Genomic DNA, 22,018 nt, shown 5'->3' with positions numbered 1-22,018 from the left:
GTATAAGTGAGTGTTGCATCATGAATTTGTTTTTTGAAGGTATAGCAAAAGCCATTGAGATGATTTTAAGTGGCGATCGGGAAATACTTCAAATTACCTATACAACGTTACGGGTTTGTTTGACCGCTATTTTTATTAGTACCGTTGTCGGTATTCCGTTAGGAGTTCTATTAGGGCTACACTCATTTCCAGGTAAAAAAATCGTTCTTGTCTTTGTGAATATTGGTATGGGCTTACCGCCAGTTGTAGCGGGTCTTTATATTACGATGCTCCTATGGCGGTCAGGTCCACTAGGTCATTTAGGGCTACTATACACGACTCATGCAATTGTTATGGCACAAATACTTGTATCCTTACCAATCATCATTGGTCTTACATCGGCGGCTTTTCAGCAGATTGATCAAAAAATGCTGATGCAAATTAGAGCGTTAGGTGCAACTGGTTTTCAACGCATTGGACTTTTACTTCGAGAAACAAGGTTAGCTATTTTTGCGGCCATTATGGCTGGGCTAGGCCGAGTGCTTGCGGAAGTGGGTGCTGCGATGATGGTCGGAGGAAATATTAAGGGTGATACGCGTATCTTAACGACTTCGATGGTAATGGAAGTGTCAAAAGGAAACTTTGATGTAGCGATTGCCCTTTCATTTATCCTAATGACATTAGCATTTATGATTACGTTTTTATTAACGTCATTACAGCAAAGGAAGCAGCGACTATGAAGATATTAGAATTATATGATGTGAAGGTAACTGCTAATAAGCAAACACTCTTAGATGTCGCTAGTTTTTCGATCCAACAAGGAGATTTGGTAGGAGTGATTGGTCCAAATGGTGCTGGAAAAAGTACTTTACTAAAAGTATTAGCATTCTTACAAGCGCCAAATGAGGGACAAGTTTTCTATAGAGGTGAAAAAGAGGATGCAAACTCTTTTTCACTAGAGCTTAGAAGAAGGTTTGCTGTTGCCATGCAACAGTCACTCTTATTTGATATGGATGTACACCAAAACGTTGCAATAGGATTGAAGCTTAGAAAAGAAAATAAAAAGGCTATTCAGGAAAAAGTTGATCATTGGTTGGAGAAGTTTCAGATTGGCCACTTAGCGAAAAAGAATGCAAGAGCTTTATCTGGTGGGGAAGCTCAAAGGGTTAATCTAGCTAGGGCGTTGATTTTAGAGCCTGAGGTACTGTTTTTGGATGAGCCATTTTCCGCGCTTGATTTTCCAACAAAGGCACAACTCATTGAAGATTTTAAAGAGATTTTACATGACACTGGTACAACCACTTTTTTTGTTAGTCATGAATTATTGGAAATTAAGCATCTAACGAAAAGGTTAGTGGTGATAATGGATGGGAAGATCATTCAACAAGGGGTAACAAAAGAAGTGATCGATCAGCCAAATGAGGCTGCCGGACGATTTTTAAATAAGTGGAAAGAACTTTATACAATCTAGATGAGCTTTCCCATTTGGGGGAAAGTTCTTTTTTTGGAATTTATAGAAGCTTAGTGGGTACGCTAATTGGACAAAAGCGTTATAACGGAGGGATGAATTCATGCGAAAGGTAATGTTTGTTTTCCTCTTTTTGCTGGTAGTAGTAGCAGGCTACACAGCTTATGGCTTATTGAAACCTCTGCCTGAGGGGGTTTCTTTTGAAGGGAGAGAACATACAGTTTCGAATGTGGAGTTTTTATATGATTTGACCTATGAAAAAGAAGGAGAAGTAGTTTCGGAACGACGTATTTTTGACCGGGTCATCAAAATAGTCGATGAAGCTGAAGAATTCATTGTGTTTGATATGTTTTTGTTTAATTCTCAGTATGATAGTGAAAAAGACTATCCAGGTATTACTGAAAAAATAACTGAAGCATTGAGAGACAAGAAGCAGGAGCATCCATCCATGCCAATCACGTTTATTACTGACCAGATCAATACAGTCTATGGTTCTTATAAACCTGAGCATTTTCAGGAGCTGAGAAAAGCCGGAGTTGATGTGATTGAGACAAATCTTACGCCTTTACGAGATGCAAACCCCCTTTATTCTGGATTTTGGCGTGCTTTTTTAAAAAACTTTGGCCGAGAAGGAGAAGCTCGAATGACCAATCCATTCAATGATGATGGTCCAGAGGTAACCTTACGCTCGTATTTTAAAATGTTTAACTTGAAGGGGAACCACAGAAAGGTCCTCGCAACCGAAAAAGAAGCGATGATTACCTCAGCAAACCCTCACGACGCTAGTGGTTATAATTCCGACATTGCTTTCGTCGTACAAGGTGGAATTATAGAGGACCTTCTAGAATCTGAACAAGCAGTCGCAAATTTCTCAGGTGGATATCAGTTGGCTAGTCCCAAGAACGTTCAGGCTAGTGGTTTAGTTGAAGAAGAGCAACAAATGAAAGTACAGCTTTTAACAGAGGGAAAAATACGCATGAACCTTCTCGAAGAAATAAGGAAAACGAATATAGGAGACTCCATTAATTTAGGGATGTTTTTCTTGTCTGAAAGAGATGTCGTTGATGAGATTGTAAAAGCAGGTAGGCGTGGAGTTCGTGTGCAACTTATCTTAGATCCGAATGAAACGATTTTTGGTACCGATAATATTGGCATTCCCAATCGTCCAGTTGCCAAAGAAATGTTGGACAAAAATCTTGAAACCATTGATGTGAGGTTCTATCATACCCATGATGAGCAGTACCATGCGAAACTTATCTTGATTGAGAAGGCGAAAGAAAGTGTTGTAATTGGCGGTTCCGCCAATTTCACTCGTCGAAATTTAAACGATTATAATCTTGATACGAGTCTTAAGGTTGTTGCCCCTAATGACCATCCATTTGTTCAAGAAGTAAATGAGTATTTCTCTAGACTGTGGAATAATGAGACTGGGATTTACACGGTTGCTGCTAGTGAGTACATTGAGGATTATCCTAAATATAAAATGGCATTGTTTCGTTTGCAAAAGATGACGAGATTGACGACGTTTTAAATGAAGCGGACTCAAGAACTCTTATTTTGTTAAATTACTTGTTTTTTGAAATTTCGCGGACTCAGAGGATGCTATTTGGTATATTTTAACCGATTGCTTCTTGTTTTCTAGCAAATAAGGTCTCTTGTGCCCGCGAAAATCCAAAAGAGGCTTTTTTTTCGAAAATAAGAGCTTCTCAGTCCCCGAAACTCATTTCTCCATCATATCCTCAATAAACTGTGGATCATCCAGTAACGACCCTAAGTAATAGGAACAACCTTTTATACACTGCTGCCATTCAAATGTACCCGGTCGATAGCCCATGGATAGACATTCTTTCTGACACCGATTAGCTGGGTGGGTAATTTTCGGGAGGTCAACTTTATAAGGGTCAAATGCTACAGGATCTGGGTACGGATAATAAGGAAGTGGTGTGGTTTGATATGGGTAGTAGGGTAAATAACGGATTGGATAATAATACATATTCTTCTCCTCAATGTAGCTTTTTCTTGTAGCCTATGCTCTTTGAAACAGAGTGTTGAGCCTATAATTTTTAGACTGTAAAAAAAAGATTGAAAGTTACATAAAAGAGGAGTAAACTCCTTCTATAAAAACATTTCGAGTCACTAAACATAGAAGGAAGATGAAAGAGGTATGTTTTACCTACCAGAGACAATTAAATCAAATGAACGTAACAGTATTTGGAATGGAGCTTATTCGATAATTGCCGGAAGTCTAGTTACAGGCTTTATTCCTTTGTTTGCTATTCAGGTGTTAGGTGCAAGTAATCAGCAAGTCGGACTCATTAGTTCACTACCGTCACTAATGAGTATTTTGGCGATGATTCCCGGAGCGATCTGGATTAATCGCTTGGAGACGAAGAAGAAGTTTACCGCCATTTCAATTTTAGCAGCACGTTTTTTTCTATTACTATTGGTATTTATCCCGTTTATTAAATTTACAAACCAAGCATGGATTTTAGTCGTACTGATTGCCTTAATGAATTTCCCAACGGCACTAGCGACGTTATCTTGGCAATCGTTTATCGGTGATCTCATTCCAGACGAGCGCAGAGGACAGTTTTTTAGTCAGAGAAATAAAATTCTAACAATCGTCGGAATGATTACGACGTTTACTGTTGGTATTATCTTAAATATGTTTGATGTCTCAGCCGCAGGTCCTTACCAGATCTTTTTCACACTTGGCTTTTTATTTGGTGTGGTTGAAGTCTATTATCTAATGAAACATATTGAACACCGCAGAGTCGTTCCTAAAAAAGAGACAAAAAAGATCAATTTTAATATAGTGTCAAAGATCGTTAGTCATAAACCCTATCTATATTTCCTGATTTGTGCCTTATTGTTTAACTTCGGGTGGCAAATGGCTTGGCCACTTTTTAACATTTATCAAATTAACTACGCAGGAGCAACTGCTTTTTGGGTGAGTTTATTTACGGTGGCAAACCAAATTTCGCAGATTATTAGCTACAAGTGGTGGGGAAAATACGCCGATAAAAAAGGGAACAGTATGATGCTGCTTGTCGCAGCGATTGGAATGACTACTGCTCCGATTTTGACGATTTTATCTACGAATCTGGTGTACTTAACAGTAGTTAACCTTTGGTCGGGTACGTTTGTTGCTGGAACGACGATGCTTCTTTTCAATCAGTTGTTAAAAGTATCCCCAGAAAACGACCGAACGTCTTATCTAGCAAGCTATAATGTTATTATTGCAGGGATAGGCTTTATCTCACCTCAGCTTGGCGTTTTATTTCTAGAGTTGTATGGGATGAATGTTGCCATGAGCATTTCATCGGTATTCCGTTTAGTTGGAGGCTTGGCTTTCCTAGTAGTAGTACTTTATGTAGAGAGAAAAATTAGACATTCTTCAAGTTTAGAAAAATCTAAAGTAGGGTAATCATTTGTAATTTTTCCAAAACCATTCATATAATAGATAATGAATTTCATAATTCAATAGGTTCGCCACTAGAATTTCGTTCGAATGTGGCTTAATTAAATAATTATGAAATTTAACCAAATAACAAGATTCTTTTCGAATGTCCTAGCCCAGAAAAAAGTTGGCAGGGAGGAGAAAGAAAAATGGAGTGGTCGAAGCATTATGAATGGGTGTTAAATTTGGTTCATGTAGGTGTTCATGTCGTCGATAAAAATGGGCATACGGTATTTTATAATCAGACAATGGCGGAGATTGATGGGATGAACCGAGAAAATGTGATTGGAAAGCCGTTTTTTGAACTGTACCCATCACTGACTGTTGAAACGAGTACGATAAATTTAGCATTGAAAAAAGGAATACAAACCGTTGAAGCTATGCAAACATATGTTAATTTTCAAGGTAAACAAATTACCACGATTAATAGCACGTATCCCCTTTTTGAGGGGGACGAAATTATCGGAGCAGTCGAGACGGCCAAGGACATTACCAGAATTGTTAGAATGTATGATCAAACGCTAGAGCTACGAAAAGAGTTATTTGAAACAAAGAAAAAAGGGAGAGTAACAAAAGGTTCTGCAGATTTTCACTTTGGAGATTTAATCGGCAACAGTTCAAATTTTCAAAAGGCGCTGATGATCGCCAAGAAGGCAGCGCGGTCGCTATCACCCGTAATGATTTGCGGTGCAACGGGTACTGGAAAAGAATTGGTTGCACAAAGTATCCATAATGCGAGTATTAGACGCGAAGAACCGTTTATCGCGTTAAATTGTGCGGCTGTTCCAAAGGAACTAATGGAAGGATTGTTATTTGGGACAACGAAAGGTGCTTTCACAGGAGCGATTGATCGCCCAGGTATTTTTGAACAAGCTAATAAAGGTACACTTTTTCTTGATGAGTTAAATAGTTTAGATCTAGTTTTACAGGCAAAATTGTTACGGGTGTTACAAGACGGGAAAGTTCGTCGTCTTGGTGGTGATACAGAAAAAGAAATGGATGTTCGAATTATTACGGCAATGAATATTGACCCTATGAAGGCATTAGAGCAAAAAATCTTGCGAACGGATTTATACTACCGTTTAAACGTTGTTCATGTTCAACTTCCCACACTTCAAGAGAGAAAAACGGATATCCCACTCTTGGCAGATTATTTTATGAAAAAATTAAATAATGAGTTTGGATCAGATGTCCAAACCATCACCGATGAGGCCTTACATAGCTTACGATCCTATCATTGGCCTGGGAATATTCGTGAGTTGAGTCATGCCATGGAATCTGCTTTTAACGTGATTGACATTGGCTATGACAAGCTTGAAAAGCGGCATTTGCCAGCTCATATTTTTCAATCAGCGACAGCAATCCCAGTACCGAAGAGTCCTTTAGACCATAAAGGAGAAATGAATTTACCGAATATGATGGAAGAATATGAGCGTGAAACGATATTGCAAGTCTTTAAAGAAAACGACAGTAATATTAGTAAAACCGCAAAAGCCCTGGGGTTAAAGCGTCAGGCGCTACAATACAAGCTAAATAAATATGGGATTGAGAAATAATGCCAAAAAACTGGCAGCGATGATAAATCATTTGCTGCCAGTTTTTTGGCGTTTTGACTATTTTTACATTGGTTATTCAGTGTTTTCGTTTTGGCATGGTTTTTGCATCTCCCTAGGTAAGTATCTGAAAAAAGAGCTAATCGCCAACTTTCAATACTTCGGCTTAATTCTTACAAAAAAATACCTGCCTAGGAGGCTACATTTATGAACACTGAGAAAAAAGTAAGAAGGCATTACACAGAAATTGAATTATGGAAAGACGTCCCTGAAGAAAAATGGAACGATTGGATGTGGCAGTTGACGAACACGATTCGTACATTAGAAGATCTAAAGAAGGTAGTAAATTTAACTCCAGATGAAGAAGAAGGGGTTCGAATTTCAACACAAACAATTCCTTTAAATATTACTCCGTACTATGCATCACTTATGAACCCAGACGATCCACGTTGTCCAATTCGTATGCAGTCGGTGCCGTTATCCGCCGAAATTCATAAAACGAAGTACGACTTAGAAGATCCATTGCATGAAGACGAGGATTCCCCAGTTCCGGGCTTAACCCATCGCTATCCTGATCGAGTGTTGTTTTTAGTAACTAATCAATGTTCGATGTATTGTCGTTACTGTACTCGTCGTCGCTTTTCAGGGCAGGTAGGAATGGGTGTACCTAAGAAACAATTAGATGTTGCGATTAACTATATTCGAAATGCACCTGAAGTGCGAGATGTATTGATCTCTGGTGGGGACGGCTTACTTATAAATGACACAATCCTAGAATATATCTTAAAGAATTTACGTGCCATCCCACATGTCGAAATCATTCGTATCGGTACAAGAGCACCGGTTGTTTTTCCACAACGAATTACAGAAAACCTTTGCAATATCTTAAAGAAATACCACCCTGTATGGTTAAATACTCACTTCAACCATTCTTTAGAAATAACTGATGAAGCAAAGAAAGCATGTGACATGTTATCAAATGCTGGAGTGCCACTTGGAAATCAGGCTGTTATTCTTGCCGGCATTAACGACAGCGTGCCAATCATGAAGAAATTAATGCATGATTTAGTTCGCACAAGAGTTCGTCCTTATTATATTTATCAATGCGATTTGTCAGAAGGTATTGGTCACTTCCGTACTCCGGTATCGAAGGGTCTAGAAATTATTGAAGGTTTACGTGGTCATACATCAGGCTACGCTGTCCCGGCATTTGTTGTCGATGCTCCTGGTGGAGGCGGTAAGATTGCAATCCAACCGAACTATATTATTTCTCAGAGTCCAGATAAGATCGTGCTACGAAATTTTGAAGGTGTCATTACTTCCTATCCTGAACCAAAAAATTATGTTCCAGGGCAGGCGGACGCCTATTTTAACGAGATATATGGGGTTAAGGAAGAGAAGGCAGTGGGTATTTCTGCACTATTAAATGATGAAAAATTTAATCTTGTGCCAGAGGGCTTACGCCGAAAAGAAAAACGCGAGGCATATCAGTCAGCTGAAGACCATTCGACGCTAAAGGAACGACGAGAAAAACGCGATCAGATGAAGGAAAGAATGATGAAGTCGCAAGAGAAAAAGAGGAAAGAAAACCTAGAGACTTCATAAAATGAATGGTAAGGGGGCTTTATGATGGAATGTATGTGGTGTGAGCGAAAAGACATAGAAGAAACAACGAAAGATTGTTATTGGATATTACCTGATGGAACGGATGCAGTTGAAATACTTCAAATTCCTGCCTTGTTATGCAAGGATTGTGGATCTTATTTAACAGATGAAATGAACCATGAGATAGATATGGCTTTGTACGCAAGAGAACTGCCTCAAGGGAAAAGAGAAATTACTCATCAAGAACTGATGAGTGCGCCTTATCGAAATATATTTGAGTTGAAAAAGTGAGTCCCTATTTAGGGGCTCACTCTCTTTAGAAGGGAGAGAATACGATGGGAGTACCTTATATAAGCAACACGGAAACAGGTCCAGACTTCTTTATCGATGTTACGATTGATTTTATAAATGAAAGAATTAGAGTCGATGATTATCGAGGGAATATAAATTCAATCATGGCAAGAATGAAAGCGTTAGCGGAACAATATTCTTTTACAAAGGTAATTATAAAAGCGAGAGGTGAGGATTGGCGTGAATTATTGGCTCGAGGCTACACTTTAGAAGGGATGATTGATCGGTACTTTAACGGTAGTGATGCCTATTTTATGGTTTATTATTTGAATGATAATCGTCGAACAAGCCTTACGTTGGAAAAAGAAGATGAAATGTGTGAGAAGATCTTTCTTTTACCCACCGCACAATCTAGTCAACTTCCAGATGGCTACTTAATGAGACTCGCTGGTTCTAACGATTGCCAAGCACTAGCAGAACTTTATGGAAGAGTGTTTCAAACCTATCCAACACCAATGAATGAACCCGAGTATATCAGAAAAGTCATGGACGATGGAACAATCTTTTTTGTAGTTGAATGGAAGGGTGAGATTGTTAGTGCTGCTTCTGCTGAAGTCAATGAGGCTTATCATAACGCTGAAATGACGGATTGCGCGACTCTGCCAGAACATCGAAAATATGGATTTATGCAGTTGTTGTTGTCAGGTTTAGAACAAGAGTTAACGAAGAAACAGATCTATTGTGCCTATTCATTGGCGAGAGCCCAATCCTACGGCATGAATGCTTGTTTAAAAAAGCTAGACTATCAGTATCGAGGTAGGTTAATGAACAACTGTATCATGAACGGTGCCTATGAAAATATGAATGTTTGGGTGAAACGACTTGTGTAACGTTTTCTAACCGCTAAGGAGGGAAGCATCATGGAGCGTAGCTACTTAATAAAACCCATATTAGACGCGGTGTATCCAACAATTGATTACGGAAAAGGTGTGTACTTGTACGACAAAAATCAGAAAGATTACATTGATGGTTCCTCTGGAGCTGTTACTGCGAGTATTGGCCATGGTGTTCCTGAAATTATTAAAGCGATAAACGATCAAGCAAACAAGGTGTCATTTGTATACCGCTCCCAGTTTACCAGTGAACCAGCGGAAAGGTTGGCGAAGAAGTTAAGTGAGCTGACACCTGGTGATTTACATTGGTCTTTCTTTGTCAATAGCGGCTCAGAAGCAACGGAAACTGCGATGAAAATTGCGATCCAATATTGGCAGGAGCAAGGTATTTTTACCAAAAATAAAATTATTTCGCGATTTATCAGTTACCACGGAATTACCTTAGGAGCTTTATCAATGTCAGGGCATGTGGGGCGTCGAGAACGCTTTATTCCTTTGTTAGAAGAGTTTCCAAGTGTTTCTGCTCCTTATTGTTACCGTTGCCCGTTTAAGTTAACATACCCTAGCTGCGACCTTCTTTGTGCCAGTGAGTTAGAAAAGACGATTCAACGTATGGGCAAACAGACAATTGCCGCCTTTATTGCTGAGCCGATTATTGGGGCTGCGGGAGGAGCAATTGTGCCACCAGAAGGTTACTATCAGGAGATTAAAGAGATTTGTGAACGAAATGATATTCTATTTATAGCAGATGAAGTAATGACAGGCATCGGACGCACGGGAAAAATGTTGGCGATTGAGCACTGGAATGTTCAACCTGACATTGTTGCTCTTGGGAAAGGAATGTCTGCAGGGTATACGCCAATGGCTGCAACGATTGTCAGTGATCGAGTGATGGAACCTATTTTACAAGGATCGAAGGTAATTATGAGCGGTCATACGTATAGTGCAAACCCACAATCAGCTGCCGTATCTCTAGCAGTCTTGGACTATATTGAGAAACTTCAATTGATTGATCGGGGACATATGATGGGAAACTACTTGCTGCATAAACTAGCAACCTTGGCCAACGAGTTCAGCTTCATAGGTGATGTTCGAGGCAAAGGGCTATTAATTGGCATCGAATTTGTCTATGACAAGGAAAAGAAAATTCCGATTAAATTAGCAACCGTTGTCATTCAAAAAGCGATGGAGCATGGTCTATTAGTCTATCCTTCAAGCGCTGGAGAAGAAGGAATTACCGGTGATGCCATCTTGATTTCCCCACCTCTTGTTATTACCAAAGAAGAAGTAGATGAATTAGTTACGAGATTAAAAAGAGCGTTGGTAGAGGTTGAAGCTTCATTACATCCAACTGATGGAGGGCAGGTATCATGAAGGTCGTTACTCTAGAGAAAGCATTAGAGCAAATTCAAGATGGAATGACGCTAATGTATGGTGGCTTTGGAGGAGTTGGTAATCCTCCAACTCTCATTGAAGGAATTTTACAAAAAGAAGTAAAAGACCTTCATTTGATTGGAAATGATGCAGGGTTTCCTTGGATCGGGATTGGGAAGCTAGTAAGTGCAGAAAGGGCAAAATCACTAATTGCCTCACATATAGGGTCAAATCCAGTGGCAGGAAAACTAATGACGGAAGGGAAACTTCAAGTCGAATTCTCACCTCAAGGCACATTAGTAGAAAGGATTCGTGCGGGAGGAATGGGGCTTGGCGGGATTTTGGTCGATGTGGGTATTGATAGTATCGTTGGTGAGAATAAACAAACGGTTACCGTGAATGGAAAAGATTTTTTAGTGGAATCGGCACTTATGGCGGACGTAGCGATTGTCTATGCCCAAAAGGGTGATCGGTACGGAAACCTAATCTATGACAAGAGTGCAAGAAATACCAACCCTTTAGTTGCCATGGCAGGTAAAGTGACGATTGCTGAAGTAGAGGAAATTGTTGAAGTGGGTGAACTTAATCCAGAAGAGATTGTCACACCTGGTGTGTTTGTCAATATGGTTGTTCAATCACAGGGGGTCGATTGGAAATGGGTATGGGAGTAGACAGTCGAGAGCGAATTGCCAAACGAGCCGCTCGTGAAATTACTCATGGGATGACAGTTAATTTAGGCATTGGGATACCAACGTTAGTTGCCGATTACCTACCGGATGAGATGAATGTAATGTTTCATGCTGAGAATGGTATCTTAGGAACTGGTCCTAGTCCAAAAAAGGGTGAAGAGGATGGAAACCTCTGTAATGCCGGTGGCTTTCCCATCACGATTGTGCCTGGAGGATCCTATTTTGATAGTGCTGTTGCCTTTGGTATTATTCGGCGTGGATTGGTTGATGTGACGATCCTTGGAGCGTTGGAGGTAAGTGAAAAGGGTGATTTGGCCAATTGGATTGTTCCAGGAAAGAAGGTCCCCGGAATGGGTGGAGCGATTGAATTAGCTCAGAAATCAAAGAGAGTGATTGTACTCATGAGTCATACGAATAAAAATGGGAGTCCGAAAATCTTAAAGACCTGTAGTCTGCCATTAACTGCTCCAACGTGTGTTGATCTAATTATCACGGAGATGGCAGTGTTTGAAGTTTCTAGAGAAGGCTTACTGTTGATCGAGGTTATGAAACCCTATACTGTTGAGGATGTAAAGACTGCTACCGGAGCGGATTTTAGCATTAGTGAGGACGTAAAGCTCATTTAACCACCTAAGAAGGAGTGAGGTGACCATGTTAAAAGATAGAATTCATCAGTGGTTACAGGCCAATCGAGAAGACGCCATTCTATTTTTAGAAAAACTTGTGAGATTTCCAAGTACTCAGGGAAATGAAGCTAGCATTCAACAGCTAATTGCCTCTAAATTTAAAGAAATAGGTTTGGAGGTGGAGAGTTGGGAGCTTGATGGGAATCAGTTGAAAGAGCATCCTTCCTTCTTTTCAAACCGAGAGATGTTTGAGGGCAGTCCGAATGTTGTGGGCTTATTAAAAGGAACGGGTGGAGGTCCTTCAATTGTTTTAAATGGTCACGTTGATGTCGTTCCTGCAGGAGATGGTACACAGTGGGAGAATTCTCCCTATGAAGCTAACATAATAGATGGAAAAATGTATGGGCGTGGGACCACAGATATGAAGGGTGGGAATCTGTCCCTTTATTTAGCAATTGAAGCGATTCAACAATTAAATATCAAGCTAAAGGGAGATGTCATTCTTCATAGTGTTGTGGAGGAAGAAAGTGGCGGTGCTGGAACACTTGCCGCGATCATGAAAGGATATACAGCGGATGCAGCCATAATTCCTGAGCCAACGGATATGAAGATATTTCCGAAACAACAAGGTTCAAAGTGGTTTCGCATTCATGTCAAAGGGCGTTCCGCTCATGGTGGTACCAGGTACCACGGGGTGAGTGCTATTGAGAAAGCTGGATTAGTTGTTAATCATATTCTGGCGCTTGAAAAAATACGCAATGAACGAATAGATGATCCCCTTTATCGTTCAATTCCTATTCCTGTACCAATCAATGTTGGTCGAATTGAAGGGGGAGATTGGCCTTCATCAGTTGCAGATCTAGTCAAGCTTGAAGGGCGAATAGGGATTGCACCGAGCGAGACGATTGAGGAAGTCCAGGCGGAGTTGGCTGAGTGGTTAGAAAGGTTAGGGGCAATAGATGAGTGGTTTATTGATCACCCTGTTGTGCTTGAATGGTACGGAGCTCAGTGGTTGCCCGGTTCAATAGATCTTGACCATCCGTTGATGAAAATAGTAGAAGAGAAGTTTTTCGACGTTACAGGGATAAACGCAACGGTGGAAGCTTCTCCTTGGGGAACGGACGGTGGACTTTTAACGCAAGTAGGTGACACACCTTCAATTGTATTTGGCCCAGGAAAATCAAGTATGGCCCATTTTCCTAATGAGTATATAGAATTAGATGAAATTTTTAAAGCAGCTGAAATTATTGCGCTTACTGTTATTGAGTGGTGTGGTTTGGATGATCGTGACTGAATATAGAGGGCTGTTGTTAGGGATCTAGTCAAAAGCCCTTTTATCTTGTACAAGATGAATGCCCGCTGCCTAATGCATAGGATGATGTAGGCCTAGAAGAAAGGGAGTGCATCATTTGTATCCAAACTATGAACATTTACATTATGGGTATGACTCAAATGAACTAATGGGACATAGCCAATATCAGCAACAAGACGAAAGATTATTAAATCCGTTATTTAATTATTTATTTCCAGGGCAAGGTACAGGACAAATGGGTCAACAGTGGTGGCAGCAACCTAGCCAACCTTGGGGACAACAACCTGGCCAACAGTGGGGACCGCCATGGGGACAACAACCTGGTCAACAATGGGGACCGCCATGGGGACAACAACCTGGTCAACAATGGGGACCACCATGGGGTCAACCGCCAGGTCAACAATGGGGACCACCAGGACCGCCGCCAGGACCACCACCAGGACCAGGTCAGCAAGATGGACCACCAACGACACCACCACCGTCATTTACACCACAACAACAAACACAGCAAGTAGGGGTGTTCGCTGTTGATCCGGGAGCAATTAGAAGATGTTTACGACGTTTTACGTATGTTTGGTTAACGAACCGACAACAATTCTGGTTCTACCCGACGTTTGTAGGTAGAAGATCTATCGCAGGTTACCGTTGGACTGGATTTAGATGGGTATACTTCGGAACTGACTTAGAAGCAATTCAGTCGTTCCAGTGCACGTAAGAGTAGTAGGAAAAAGATAATTACGGTAGCGTAATTATCTTTTTTCATTGTTAATGCTATAATGGTTAAAACTGAATGAAAGTGAGGGAGTACTATGACTGAACAAGAGAAATTACCGCCAAAAACATGTGAAATCGACCGATTGGTTACAGGTGCAGCCGATATCGAAAAGATTATAAGTGGTCAAAAAAGGGCAGTGAGAAGGAATGGCCGTTACGCAGATCCAGGGGAGATCATGGTCTTACATAACCACTCGTTTAAAGTAGATAAGGTCTATCGCCAAACTCTTGGGGACTTAACTGATGAAATGGCTCAGGATGAGGGCTATCCAACATTAGAAGAATATAAAAATGCGATTTTATCCATACACAAGGGAATGCCATGGGTACCAAATATGAAAGTGTGGGTGCATGAGTTTAGTCCTGTAGGTGAGTAGATGATTTGAAGGAAGCTGTTTTTTGACTGCAATGCAGCGGTTGAAAAATTAGCGGTCATACGTTCCGCTATTTAGTGGAAAAATGCCCTTTTTTGAGTTTCGCGGCCACCAGTTCCGTTAATTGGCCATTTTTCAGGTCAAAAAGAGCCCATAACAGCAAAATAACGGAACGCCTACGGTAAAACATCATTAGAAAATGTCCTTCAATACATAAATAAACCCTCCCACTAGTAGGAGGGTTTATTCATTATAAAGCTGGAGATAATAATTTTGCTTTTAATGCGGCTGAAACTGTCATGTTTTCAACTTCCGTCAGTGGTACTAATGGTAAGCGAACTGAACCTACGTTTTGACCAATCATACCTAGAGCAGCTTTTACAGGCGTTGGATTTGGAGCAATAAATAATGATTTCATAATTGGTAATAGCTGTCTGTGTAGAGTGGCAGCAGTTTTTGTATCACCATTATGAAATGCGTTCATCATGTCCTGCATTTCGTTTCCAATCACATGAGAGGCAACGGATACTACACCGTGTCCGCCGATTGCTAACACTGGTAGTGTTAAACTGTCATCCCCGCTATAAAGTAAGAAATCCTCTGGCGTATTTTCAATAATGTTCGCCATTGCATCAAGATCTCCGCTTGCTTCCTTTATACAAACAATATTTTCAATTTGTGATAAACGAACAATCGTATCTAACTGCATATTAACAACGCTACGACCAGGGATGTTATAAAGCATAACTGGTAGCTTAGTTGTTTCTGCAATTGTTTTAAAATGTTGATAAAGCCCTTCTTGACTTGGTTTATTATAATATGGTGCTACAAGCATAATTCCGTCAACACCAGCTTGGCTTGCGATTTGAGTTAATTCAATGGAAGATGCCGTACTATTCGTTCCTGTACCTGCAATAACAGATACACGTCCAGCAACAACCTCGACAACAAACTTAAACAAATCTGCTTTTTCGCTCGTTGTGAGAGTAGGTGATTCACCTGTTGTTCCGGCAACGACGATTCCATCAGTTCCATTTGCGATTAAGTGGTTTAGTAATGATTGTGTTGCTTCAAAATCAATTTTTCCTTCTTGGTCAAATGGTGTAACCATTGCCGTTAATAATTGTCCAAAATTCATGGAACACACCTCTATTCAGTAGTTTTTCGCCCTTCTTCATTATAAAAGACGAGTTAAGTTCTTGAATAGAGCTAAATTACAAGATCACCGATAAAAAGACAAAAAGCAACAACGAGGGAATCGTTGTTGCTAGAAAGGTAACGTCTCGGTTACTCCAGCGTAAGATAGCCCTCCATATAGCGTCGCCACTATACGACAGTCCTGGATTTGTTCAATCGCAGGCCCAGTAACTAATTTATGAGTCACTAGTTACTTCGGCAAATTCCCCTTTCGAAATCCGTCAACAGAGCTCATTCTCCTCAGAATATGTACTAATGGTCATTGCGCCTCTATCACTTCAATGTAAATTAAAGTAAGAAATAATATGAACTTTCATCAAAGATATCAAATTGTCAGCGTTTTTGCAATAAAAACGACAAAAAAAGTGGGAGATGATAAATTTGTCAGTAATTTATCTTTTAGAGTGCAAGTAATTTGTCTAGGTCTTATCACCCAATATATCAAAAATTTTCATATTTTTCGATAGAAAGTGACAAAAACCATTTAATTGATTGGGGTTTCAGTTTAATATTAGGTAAGCGCAAAAAGAAATGAGGGAAAGAAATGCGTTTAATTACTGTTGACAAAATAACGCCGGGAATTAAACTAGGAAAAACGATATATAACGAGAAAGGGAAAGTCCTGCTAGCAGCTGGAACAGAACTGTCAGAAGGCTTAATCCGCAGACTCAAGAAATATAACATTTTTACTATTTACATAGAAGATGAACTATCTGAGGGAATTGAAATTGTTGAAGCCATACCTGAAGAGTTACGGTTAGAAGCTGTCAATTTGATTACTGAGGGTCTTCACACGATTGCTGATTTAGCAACCTCAAAGGTTAAAGGTATGATGAAGTCAGAACGTACGATTAGAAGTTTTCAAAAGATTTTTAAAGACATATTGCATTGTTTATCTGATAATCGAACAGCGTTAAATTTACTAGCTACTACAAAAATACATGAAAATTATTTGTACATGCATAGTGTGAATGTGACTATTTACTCATGTCAGCTAGCGATTGCTAATGGGTTACCATTAAAAAACATCGAAGAAATTGGCATAGGAGCGATGTTGCATGATCTAGGAAAAGTATACGTTTCGCCGGAGATACTTAATAAACCAGGTTCATTAACCCAAAGTGAATTTGAACATATGAAAACACATTGTTCGTTAGGGTTTGAAGTATTAAGAAAACTTCATGAAATACCGCTTCCTGTTGCGCATTGCGCTTTTCAACATCATGAAAGAATTGATGGTACCGGATATCCACGCAATTTAAAAGGGAATGAAATTCATAAGTATGCAAAGATTATAAGTGTTGCTGATGTGTTTGACGCTGTAACTAGCCATCGAGTTTATCGACCGCCTATATTGCCACATAAAGCGCTAGAATTGCTTTATGCTGGAAGTGGGACACAGTTTGATGTTAGGCAGGTAGAGTTGTTCCGAGATTGTATCGCTATCTACCCTCAAGGACTCACGGTGAAACTTAATGATGGAAGGACTGGCATCGTATCAAGCTATAATTTCCATTCTGTCGGAAGGCCAGTGGTAAGAATTATTCAAGATGAACAAAATCAAGTTGTGGTGCCTTATGAAATTGATTTATGTAAACCTGGCCATTTACACTTGGATATTGTCGAAGCGGATGCATTGTTGTAAACTAAAATGCATACTTACTTTATTTTCTAGTACTGCTTAGGGGTGTTCAATATGGTATTTGTATCTTTTTTTTATTCTTCAGTAATTGAGTTTTTTTATGATGAGAATGTACTGAAACTCGCGCTTGCTGCACTAATTGGAAGTATTATAGGTTTAGAACGTTCACTGAAACATAAGCCAGCTGGCTTAAAAACCGCGATGATCTTAACCGTTGGTAGTTGCTTACTAACCATTGTCTCTATCTTTTCAGCGGAGCTTTATAGTGAAGCTTACACAAAACCGATGGATCCATTACGTTTAGCGGCTCAAGTTATAAGTGGAATTGGATTTATCGGTGGTGGTGTTATTCTTGTTCGAAAGAATGACGTTATCTCAGGAATTACAACAGCCGTGATGTTATGGGTGTGTGGAGCGATTGGAATTGCCGTTGGCGCTGGATTTTATAAAGAAGCGATTTTAACCTTAGCTTTCTTAATCTTAGCTGTACAGATTTTACCTTTGGTACTTGACAAGATTGGACCTAAAGGTCTTAAGGAAAAAGAGATCAAGGTTCGTATGTACACCTCCAAAGAGGTTCAACTAACGGAATTAATTAAGCAGATTAAGGGTCTTGATTACCGGATTAGTAGTGTTAAAGTGAAAGAAGAAGCCACTCAATATTTTTTAACGTTTGTTGTTATGACGAAAAAAGAGATGTTTACTACTGATGTGTTTTATCAATTGAAGACATTGGATGAAGTTGAGAAAGTAGAAGTTGAAAACTTATCATAGGGTAAAAAGGATTCACTTGACACAGTGGTCCTTTTTTACTTCCTGAGATAAATGTTTTAGATAAGGAAAGCTCTTTTATTTGGAAAATAGTTTTTAGGATATATTATCAACTAGGAGGTGATAAGGTGGCAGAAAAAAAGAACACTTCACAAGATCTAAATAAATACAACAAATCAGATGATGATTACCAAAACGATCGACACAATGATAATGCTCGTGCAACAGCTGCCCTCGAACCAGAAAACCCAAGAATTGATACAGATAGTCTATAACAGTAATTTAAAAGAGATGATTTACAACCTACAACCTAATGTGGTAGCTTTAAACGCTTGGATTGAATGGACGGGATCCTAAGCGTTCTTAATTTTTTTTCTAGATAAAACAGCTAAAAGATGCTGCCCTTCTTACTTGACGGGCAGCATCTGGTCATTTTGATAAATTCCAATTCTTATGAACTATCCTTAGTAGGTCCCGGCGATACTTTTTTATTATGTAATAGATAAAAAAGTATATACCTACACCAAATAACAGAATATTTGTTAACATACCAACAACAAAAGCTTTACCGATTTTTAAACTCGCATTAATGACTTCCTCTGGTTCCTCAATACCTTCTTCTAGTTCCTCGAGGATGATATCAATCTTCGTTTCTACGCTGATTGGTAACAAAGCTTCTCCAACAACAACGTTAAGATAGAAGAATAAAGGAAATGCCCAGACAAAGGCGATCCCACCAATGAACCCTGCTACGGGGTTTCCACGTACTAATTTTGGACTAATCGTTGAAAGAAATGGTCCAAAACCAAATGACGGGATGAAATTCATCAAAAAACCAACAGTAAAACCGCTAGCAACACTATGGGCTTTATCTTTTATTCTTAGTAGTCTTATACAAAGGTACTTGAGTTTACGTAGCTGTTTATTAATCATTGAACACCAACCATAGTAATGTTATAGGGAACTTTCTCTTCTATTCAAATGAAATATCAATTTGAAGGATCTCCGATCGACTACCTATTCGAAGTGGAGGACCCCAGAAACCAAACCCTGAAGATACAAATGCGTGAAGCTGTTCTTTCTGTTTGTAACCCCAATCAAGTTCATACATTCTCTTCGTAATAACATGATTTGGAGCCATTTGGCCACGATGCGTATGACCAGATAAGCTGATATCGACATGGTTATCCATAGCTTGTCCAAGTTCGTACGGTTGATGATCAAGTAAGATAATTGGTTTTGATTGATCAATTGTTTCCATAAGCTTAGAAATAGAAAGCCTGTTTCGATCTGTTTTATCTTTTCTACCGACGAGATAAAAGCTATCATCAATCAAAACAACTTCGTCCATTAAGATTTTTATATGTTGTTTAGCCATTTCATTTACGAAAAGTGGGATAGCTCTCCCGTAATATTCATGGTTTCCAAGTACTCCAAATATACCTAGAGGTGCATGCATTTCTTTCATCATCTTACTCATCTTCTTTTCAATAAATGGCTTTGGATCATCGTCAATAATATCGCCGGGAAGTAAGACGAGGTCGGGTTTTATATGATTTACCTGATCAACAAGTCTACGAAGGTGAGACCTACCTGAAAGATTTCCAAAGTGCATATCTGAAGCAACAGCAATTCTAAGTTTTTTGTAGTTTCCACCGTTCTTTGGCACCGAAATTTGATACTTTCTTACGACAGGGCTATAGGCGTTATAGCTACCATAGGTAAATATCAGTATATAGATAGAAAAGACGATTGTACCAATCCAAAAAATTAACTGGTCACGATTATATGTCATGAGTAAGAGAACAACTGTGACTAAATTTGTTATTGGAAGTATGATGATACTATATTGCACAACTGCAATCCAGTAAGCACCAATTATTTTTATAAGTGAACCTTGAATAAAACGAGTCAATACATAGGCGTAAGCCCATACGTAAATTGCAATCCAATAAAAAATAGCTTCTAGGTTTGGAAAAATGGTCGTAAGCCATAGTAAACCGTTCCAGCCAATATAAAAAACAAGTGTGTTATAAACAACCAACATTGTAAAAATGCGTAGGAAAGCCCTTGGTGTCACTATGAAGTCTCCTTTAAAAATCTTAGATATATTGCACTAGTTTTTCATCATTATTATCTCATAAATGACAGAATACTCCACAGTTATTTCTATAAACAGATTGAACATAGGACTAAACCTCTCCAGAATTCCACATTTAGTTAAATCAGTACTATAATGTAAATAAAAAAATATTGTTTAGCCATATCCTTTTCGGCTTCTAAATCGTTTATAAAGTAAGAAAGTGAAAGGAGGATCAAAATGAGTGAACAATTAGACGAAAAACTTCAGGATCATACCTCTTGGTATAAAAATTTAAAGAAATTCTCATGTTACGTAACAAACTCAAAGTGGGATGCAGAAGATGTTGTTCAAGAAGCTGCATTAAAGCTATTTGAGAGTCAACGTTCCACTAAGTTAAATATTCATTCGCTACCAAGTAGCTATCTAAAGAAAACAATTAAACACCTAACAATTGATCATATTAGGAAGAATTCGCGGATACAGATAACAGATCTTGAAGGTACTCTCACACCAGATACACGTACGGGGTACGAAAATGTTTTAGCTTTGTCTCAGTACCTCGTTTCAAATCTTACTGAAATGCAAGTAAAAGTTTTTTTGTTAAAGGAAGTTTTTTATTATCAAGTCAATGAGATCGCTGAGTTGTTACAAATGACAGAGTATGCCGTAAAGTCCATGTTACGGAGAGCACGGGTGAATTTAAGGAGAAAAGATCAAGATGAAGAAGAATCGCTTAATTCTTCAATTTTAGTAAACCTTGTCGCAAAGTCAATTCGTCTGAATAATCCTTGGCCACTATTAACTACAGCTAGAAACCAAGTAAAAAGCCAATTTTCACAGCGAACTGAAGAAAATAATGAGACCGTTATTGTCTCACATAACGATGGTCAGGGTGTTGTTCAAATAATTAGCAAGGGCCAAACAAGAGTTTACTCTGTGACGAATCCAATGACACTGCAGCAATTAGCTGCATAAAGGAGGTATAGACATGAATTTTACACCAATGGTTATTGAACAGACAAGATTAGGGGAAAGGTCTTATGATATTTACTCTCGCTTATTAAAAGACCGAATTATTTATCTGGGCAGTGAAATTAATGATCAAGTAGCAAACTCAATTGTTGCTCAACTTTTATTTTTAGCCTCGGAAGACCCAGAAAAAGACATCCATTTATATATTAATAGTCCAGGAGGATCTATAACTGCCGGGATGGCAATTTATGATACGATGCAATTCATTAAACCTCAGGTGTCGACGATTTGTCTAGGATTAGCTGCGAGTATGGGAGCCGTATTACTAACCGCTGGTGAAAAAGGAAAACGATATGCGCTTCCTAATAGCGAGATTATGATACATCAACCATTAGGTGGAACCCGGGGGCAAGCTTCTGACTTACTTATTCACACTGAGTGGATATTGAAAAACAAACGTCAAATTAACCAAATCCTATCAGAAAGATCCGGACAACCGCTTGAAAAAATAGAAAGAGATACAGACCGTGATCATTTTATGGGGGCAGAAGCAGCGAAAGATTACGGCTTGATTGATAAGATACTGGTGAAATAATAGTTGAAACAACCTTAGCGTTCTAGGGTTGTTTTTTCTTTTTCGTAAAAATATAGTATGTGTATATCAATATGCTAGCAGATGATATATAATTTATATATCGAAGATTGTCGAGGAGGAGAAACGGGTGAGTAACGAAAGTAGATTGCAGCTGAATGTTAGAGTAAGTGCTGAAACGATTAAACAGTTAGATGAAATAGTTGATTACTACCAAGAAAACACGAAGGTAGGACGAGTTTATAAAGGAGACGTCTTGACTGATATCATTGAAAAGTCTCATCAAATCATGTTGAAACAAAAATCAATGAAACAAAAATAGTCGAAAAAAAGCGAAGTAAAAGATCTTACTCCGCTTTTTTT

24 protein-coding genes and 1 riboswitch are annotated in these 22,018 nt (G+C 39.0%); of the genes, 20 read left to right on the top strand and 4 right to left on the bottom strand.

Annotation, left to right across the window (positions count from 1 at the left end; genetic code table 11):
• Window positions 1-20 precede the first annotated feature (20 nt).
• The 3 genes from DS745_RS23510 to DS745_RS23500 all read left to right on the top strand — a co-directional run bounded on the left by DS745_RS23510 (window position 21) and on the right by DS745_RS23500 (window position 2,978).
• Window positions 21-719: an ABC transporter permease gene (locus tag DS745_RS23510; protein ID WP_129080663.1), complete on the top strand. Its 699-nt coding sequence runs from the start codon at window positions 21-23 to the stop codon at window positions 717-719.
• A complete protein-coding gene (locus DS745_RS23505; protein WP_129080662.1) occupies window positions 716-1,450 on the top strand; it encodes a sulfate/molybdate ABC transporter ATP-binding protein in 735 nt (244 codons plus the stop codon). The genes DS745_RS23510 and DS745_RS23505 overlap by 4 nt, the downstream gene beginning before the upstream one ends.
• Window positions 1,451-1,550: 100 nt before the next feature.
• Window positions 1,551-2,978, top strand: coding sequence for a phospholipase D family protein (locus DS745_RS23500; protein WP_129080661.1), 1,428 nt, complete (start codon window positions 1,551-1,553; stop codon window positions 2,976-2,978).
• Window positions 2,979-3,167: 189 nt separating this feature from the next.
• Here DS745_RS23500 and DS745_RS23495 read toward each other — a convergent pair whose 3' ends face one another.
• Entirely contained in the window at window positions 3,168-3,440 is a 273-nt protein-coding gene (locus DS745_RS23495) for a hypothetical protein (RefSeq protein ID WP_129080660.1), read from the bottom strand.
• Between the two features lie 171 nt (window positions 3,441-3,611).
• Between DS745_RS23495 and DS745_RS23490 the strand changes: the two genes are divergently transcribed.
• The 11 genes from DS745_RS23490 (at window position 3,612) to DS745_RS23440 (ending at window position 14,401) form a co-directional block, all read left to right on the top strand.
• On the top strand, window positions 3,612-4,874 hold the full coding sequence (locus tag DS745_RS23490; RefSeq protein WP_129080659.1) for an MFS transporter: 1,263 nt from the start codon (window positions 3,612-3,614) through the stop codon (window positions 4,872-4,874).
• Window positions 4,875-5,056: 182 nt separating this feature from the next.
• Window positions 5,057-6,463: a sigma-54 interaction domain-containing protein gene (locus DS745_RS23485; protein WP_129080658.1), complete on the top strand. Its 1,407-nt coding sequence runs from the start codon at window positions 5,057-5,059 to the stop codon at window positions 6,461-6,463.
• Between the two features lie 204 nt (window positions 6,464-6,667).
• On the top strand, window positions 6,668-8,065 hold the full coding sequence (gene kamA / locus DS745_RS23480) for a lysine 2,3-aminomutase (protein WP_129080657.1): 1,398 nt from the start codon (window positions 6,668-6,670) through the stop codon (window positions 8,063-8,065).
• A gap of 21 nt (window positions 8,066-8,086) precedes the next feature.
• Window positions 8,087-8,356, top strand: coding sequence for a YokU family protein (locus DS745_RS23475; protein WP_129080656.1), 270 nt, complete (start codon window positions 8,087-8,089; stop codon window positions 8,354-8,356).
• A gap of 44 nt (window positions 8,357-8,400) precedes the next feature.
• The gene (ablB, locus tag DS745_RS23470) at window positions 8,401-9,246 is read left to right on the top strand and encodes a putative beta-lysine N-acetyltransferase (protein ID WP_129080655.1); all 846 of its coding nucleotides are present in this window, start codon (window positions 8,401-8,403) and stop codon (window positions 9,244-9,246) included.
• 30 nt (window positions 9,247-9,276) lie between these two features.
• Entirely contained in the window at window positions 9,277-10,623 is a 1,347-nt protein-coding gene (locus DS745_RS23465; RefSeq protein WP_129080654.1) for an aspartate aminotransferase family protein, read from the top strand.
• Complete coding sequence (locus DS745_RS23460; RefSeq protein ID WP_129080653.1) at window positions 10,620-11,294, top strand: CoA transferase subunit A; 675 nt, start codon at window positions 10,620-10,622, stop codon at window positions 11,292-11,294. Before DS745_RS23465 ends, DS745_RS23460 begins: the two co-directional genes overlap by 4 nt.
• The gene (locus DS745_RS23455) at window positions 11,279-11,938 is read left to right on the top strand and encodes a 3-oxoacid CoA-transferase subunit B (RefSeq protein WP_129080652.1); all 660 of its coding nucleotides are present in this window, start codon (window positions 11,279-11,281) and stop codon (window positions 11,936-11,938) included. The genes DS745_RS23460 and DS745_RS23455 overlap by 16 nt, the downstream gene beginning before the upstream one ends.
• A 25-nt stretch (window positions 11,939-11,963) precedes the next feature.
• Window positions 11,964-13,232 carry a peptidase gene (locus tag DS745_RS23450; RefSeq protein WP_129080651.1) on the top strand — a complete coding sequence of 423 codons (1,269 nt, stop codon included), beginning with the start codon at window positions 11,964-11,966 and terminating at the stop codon, window positions 13,230-13,232.
• A 253-nt stretch (window positions 13,233-13,485) separates the two neighbouring features.
• The gene (locus tag DS745_RS23445; protein ID WP_241657927.1) at window positions 13,486-13,965 is read left to right on the top strand and encodes a hypothetical protein; all 480 of its coding nucleotides are present in this window, start codon (window positions 13,486-13,488) and stop codon (window positions 13,963-13,965) included.
• Between the two features lie 94 nt (window positions 13,966-14,059).
• A complete protein-coding gene (locus DS745_RS23440; RefSeq protein ID WP_129080649.1) occupies window positions 14,060-14,401 on the top strand; it encodes an ASCH domain-containing protein in 342 nt (113 codons plus the stop codon).
• A 247-nt stretch (window positions 14,402-14,648) separates the two neighbouring features.
• Here DS745_RS23440 and dapA read toward each other — a convergent pair whose 3' ends face one another.
• Window positions 14,649-15,536, bottom strand: a complete 888-nt coding sequence (gene dapA / locus DS745_RS23435; protein WP_129080648.1) for a 4-hydroxy-tetrahydrodipicolinate synthase — start codon at window positions 15,534-15,536, stop codon at window positions 14,649-14,651.
• 157 nt (window positions 15,537-15,693) lie between these two features.
• Window positions 15,694-15,876, bottom strand: a riboswitch (Lysine riboswitch).
• Window positions 15,877-16,139: 263 nt separating this feature from the next.
• Between dapA and DS745_RS23430 the strand changes: the two genes are divergently transcribed.
• The 3 genes from DS745_RS23430 to DS745_RS24785 all read left to right on the top strand — a co-directional run bounded on the left by DS745_RS23430 (window position 16,140) and on the right by DS745_RS24785 (window position 18,283).
• On the top strand, window positions 16,140-17,240 hold the full coding sequence (locus tag DS745_RS23430; protein WP_129080647.1) for an HD-GYP domain-containing protein: 1,101 nt from the start codon (window positions 16,140-16,142) through the stop codon (window positions 17,238-17,240).
• Window positions 17,241-17,291: 51 nt separating this feature from the next.
• The gene (locus DS745_RS23425) at window positions 17,292-18,011 is read left to right on the top strand and encodes an MgtC/SapB family protein (protein WP_129080646.1); all 720 of its coding nucleotides are present in this window, start codon (window positions 17,292-17,294) and stop codon (window positions 18,009-18,011) included.
• Window positions 18,012-18,136: 125 nt separating this feature from the next.
• Window positions 18,137-18,283, top strand: a complete 147-nt coding sequence (locus tag DS745_RS24785) for a hypothetical protein (protein ID WP_161568372.1) — start codon at window positions 18,137-18,139, stop codon at window positions 18,281-18,283.
• A 154-nt stretch (window positions 18,284-18,437) separates the two neighbouring features.
• On the opposite strand, the gene DS745_RS23420 is transcribed toward DS745_RS24785, so the two are convergent.
• Together DS745_RS23420 and DS745_RS23415 are read right to left on the bottom strand one after the other, a co-directional pair.
• Window positions 18,438-18,941: a DUF2062 domain-containing protein gene (locus DS745_RS23420; protein WP_129080645.1), complete on the bottom strand. Its 504-nt coding sequence runs from the start codon at window positions 18,939-18,941 to the stop codon at window positions 18,438-18,440.
• 40 nt (window positions 18,942-18,981) lie between these two features.
• Window positions 18,982-20,055 (bottom strand): metallophosphoesterase, encoded by a 1,074-nt coding sequence (locus DS745_RS23415; RefSeq protein WP_129080737.1) that lies wholly within the window; start codon window positions 20,053-20,055, stop codon window positions 18,982-18,984.
• A 273-nt stretch (window positions 20,056-20,328) separates the two neighbouring features.
• Between DS745_RS23415 and DS745_RS23410 the strand changes: the two genes are divergently transcribed.
• From DS745_RS23410 to DS745_RS23400, 3 genes are all read left to right on the top strand, one after another.
• Entirely contained in the window at window positions 20,329-21,066 is a 738-nt protein-coding gene (locus tag DS745_RS23410) for an RNA polymerase sigma factor (RefSeq protein ID WP_129080644.1), read from the top strand.
• 13 nt (window positions 21,067-21,079) lie between these two features.
• Window positions 21,080-21,658 carry an ATP-dependent Clp endopeptidase proteolytic subunit ClpP gene (gene clpP / locus DS745_RS23405; RefSeq protein WP_129080643.1) on the top strand — a complete coding sequence of 193 codons (579 nt, stop codon included), beginning with the start codon at window positions 21,080-21,082 and terminating at the stop codon, window positions 21,656-21,658.
• Window positions 21,659-21,785: 127 nt separating this feature from the next.
• The gene (locus DS745_RS23400; RefSeq protein ID WP_129080642.1) at window positions 21,786-21,977 is read left to right on the top strand and encodes a hypothetical protein; all 192 of its coding nucleotides are present in this window, start codon (window positions 21,786-21,788) and stop codon (window positions 21,975-21,977) included.
• Window positions 21,978-22,018: the final 41 nt, after the last annotated feature.

This window comes from Anaerobacillus alkaliphilus, from assembly GCF_004116265.1.
In the GTDB taxonomy this organism is placed as follows: Bacteria; Bacillota; Bacilli; order Bacillales; family Anaerobacillaceae; genus Anaerobacillus; species Anaerobacillus alkaliphilus.
This window is presented reverse-complemented; position numbering and strand designations above follow the sequence as displayed.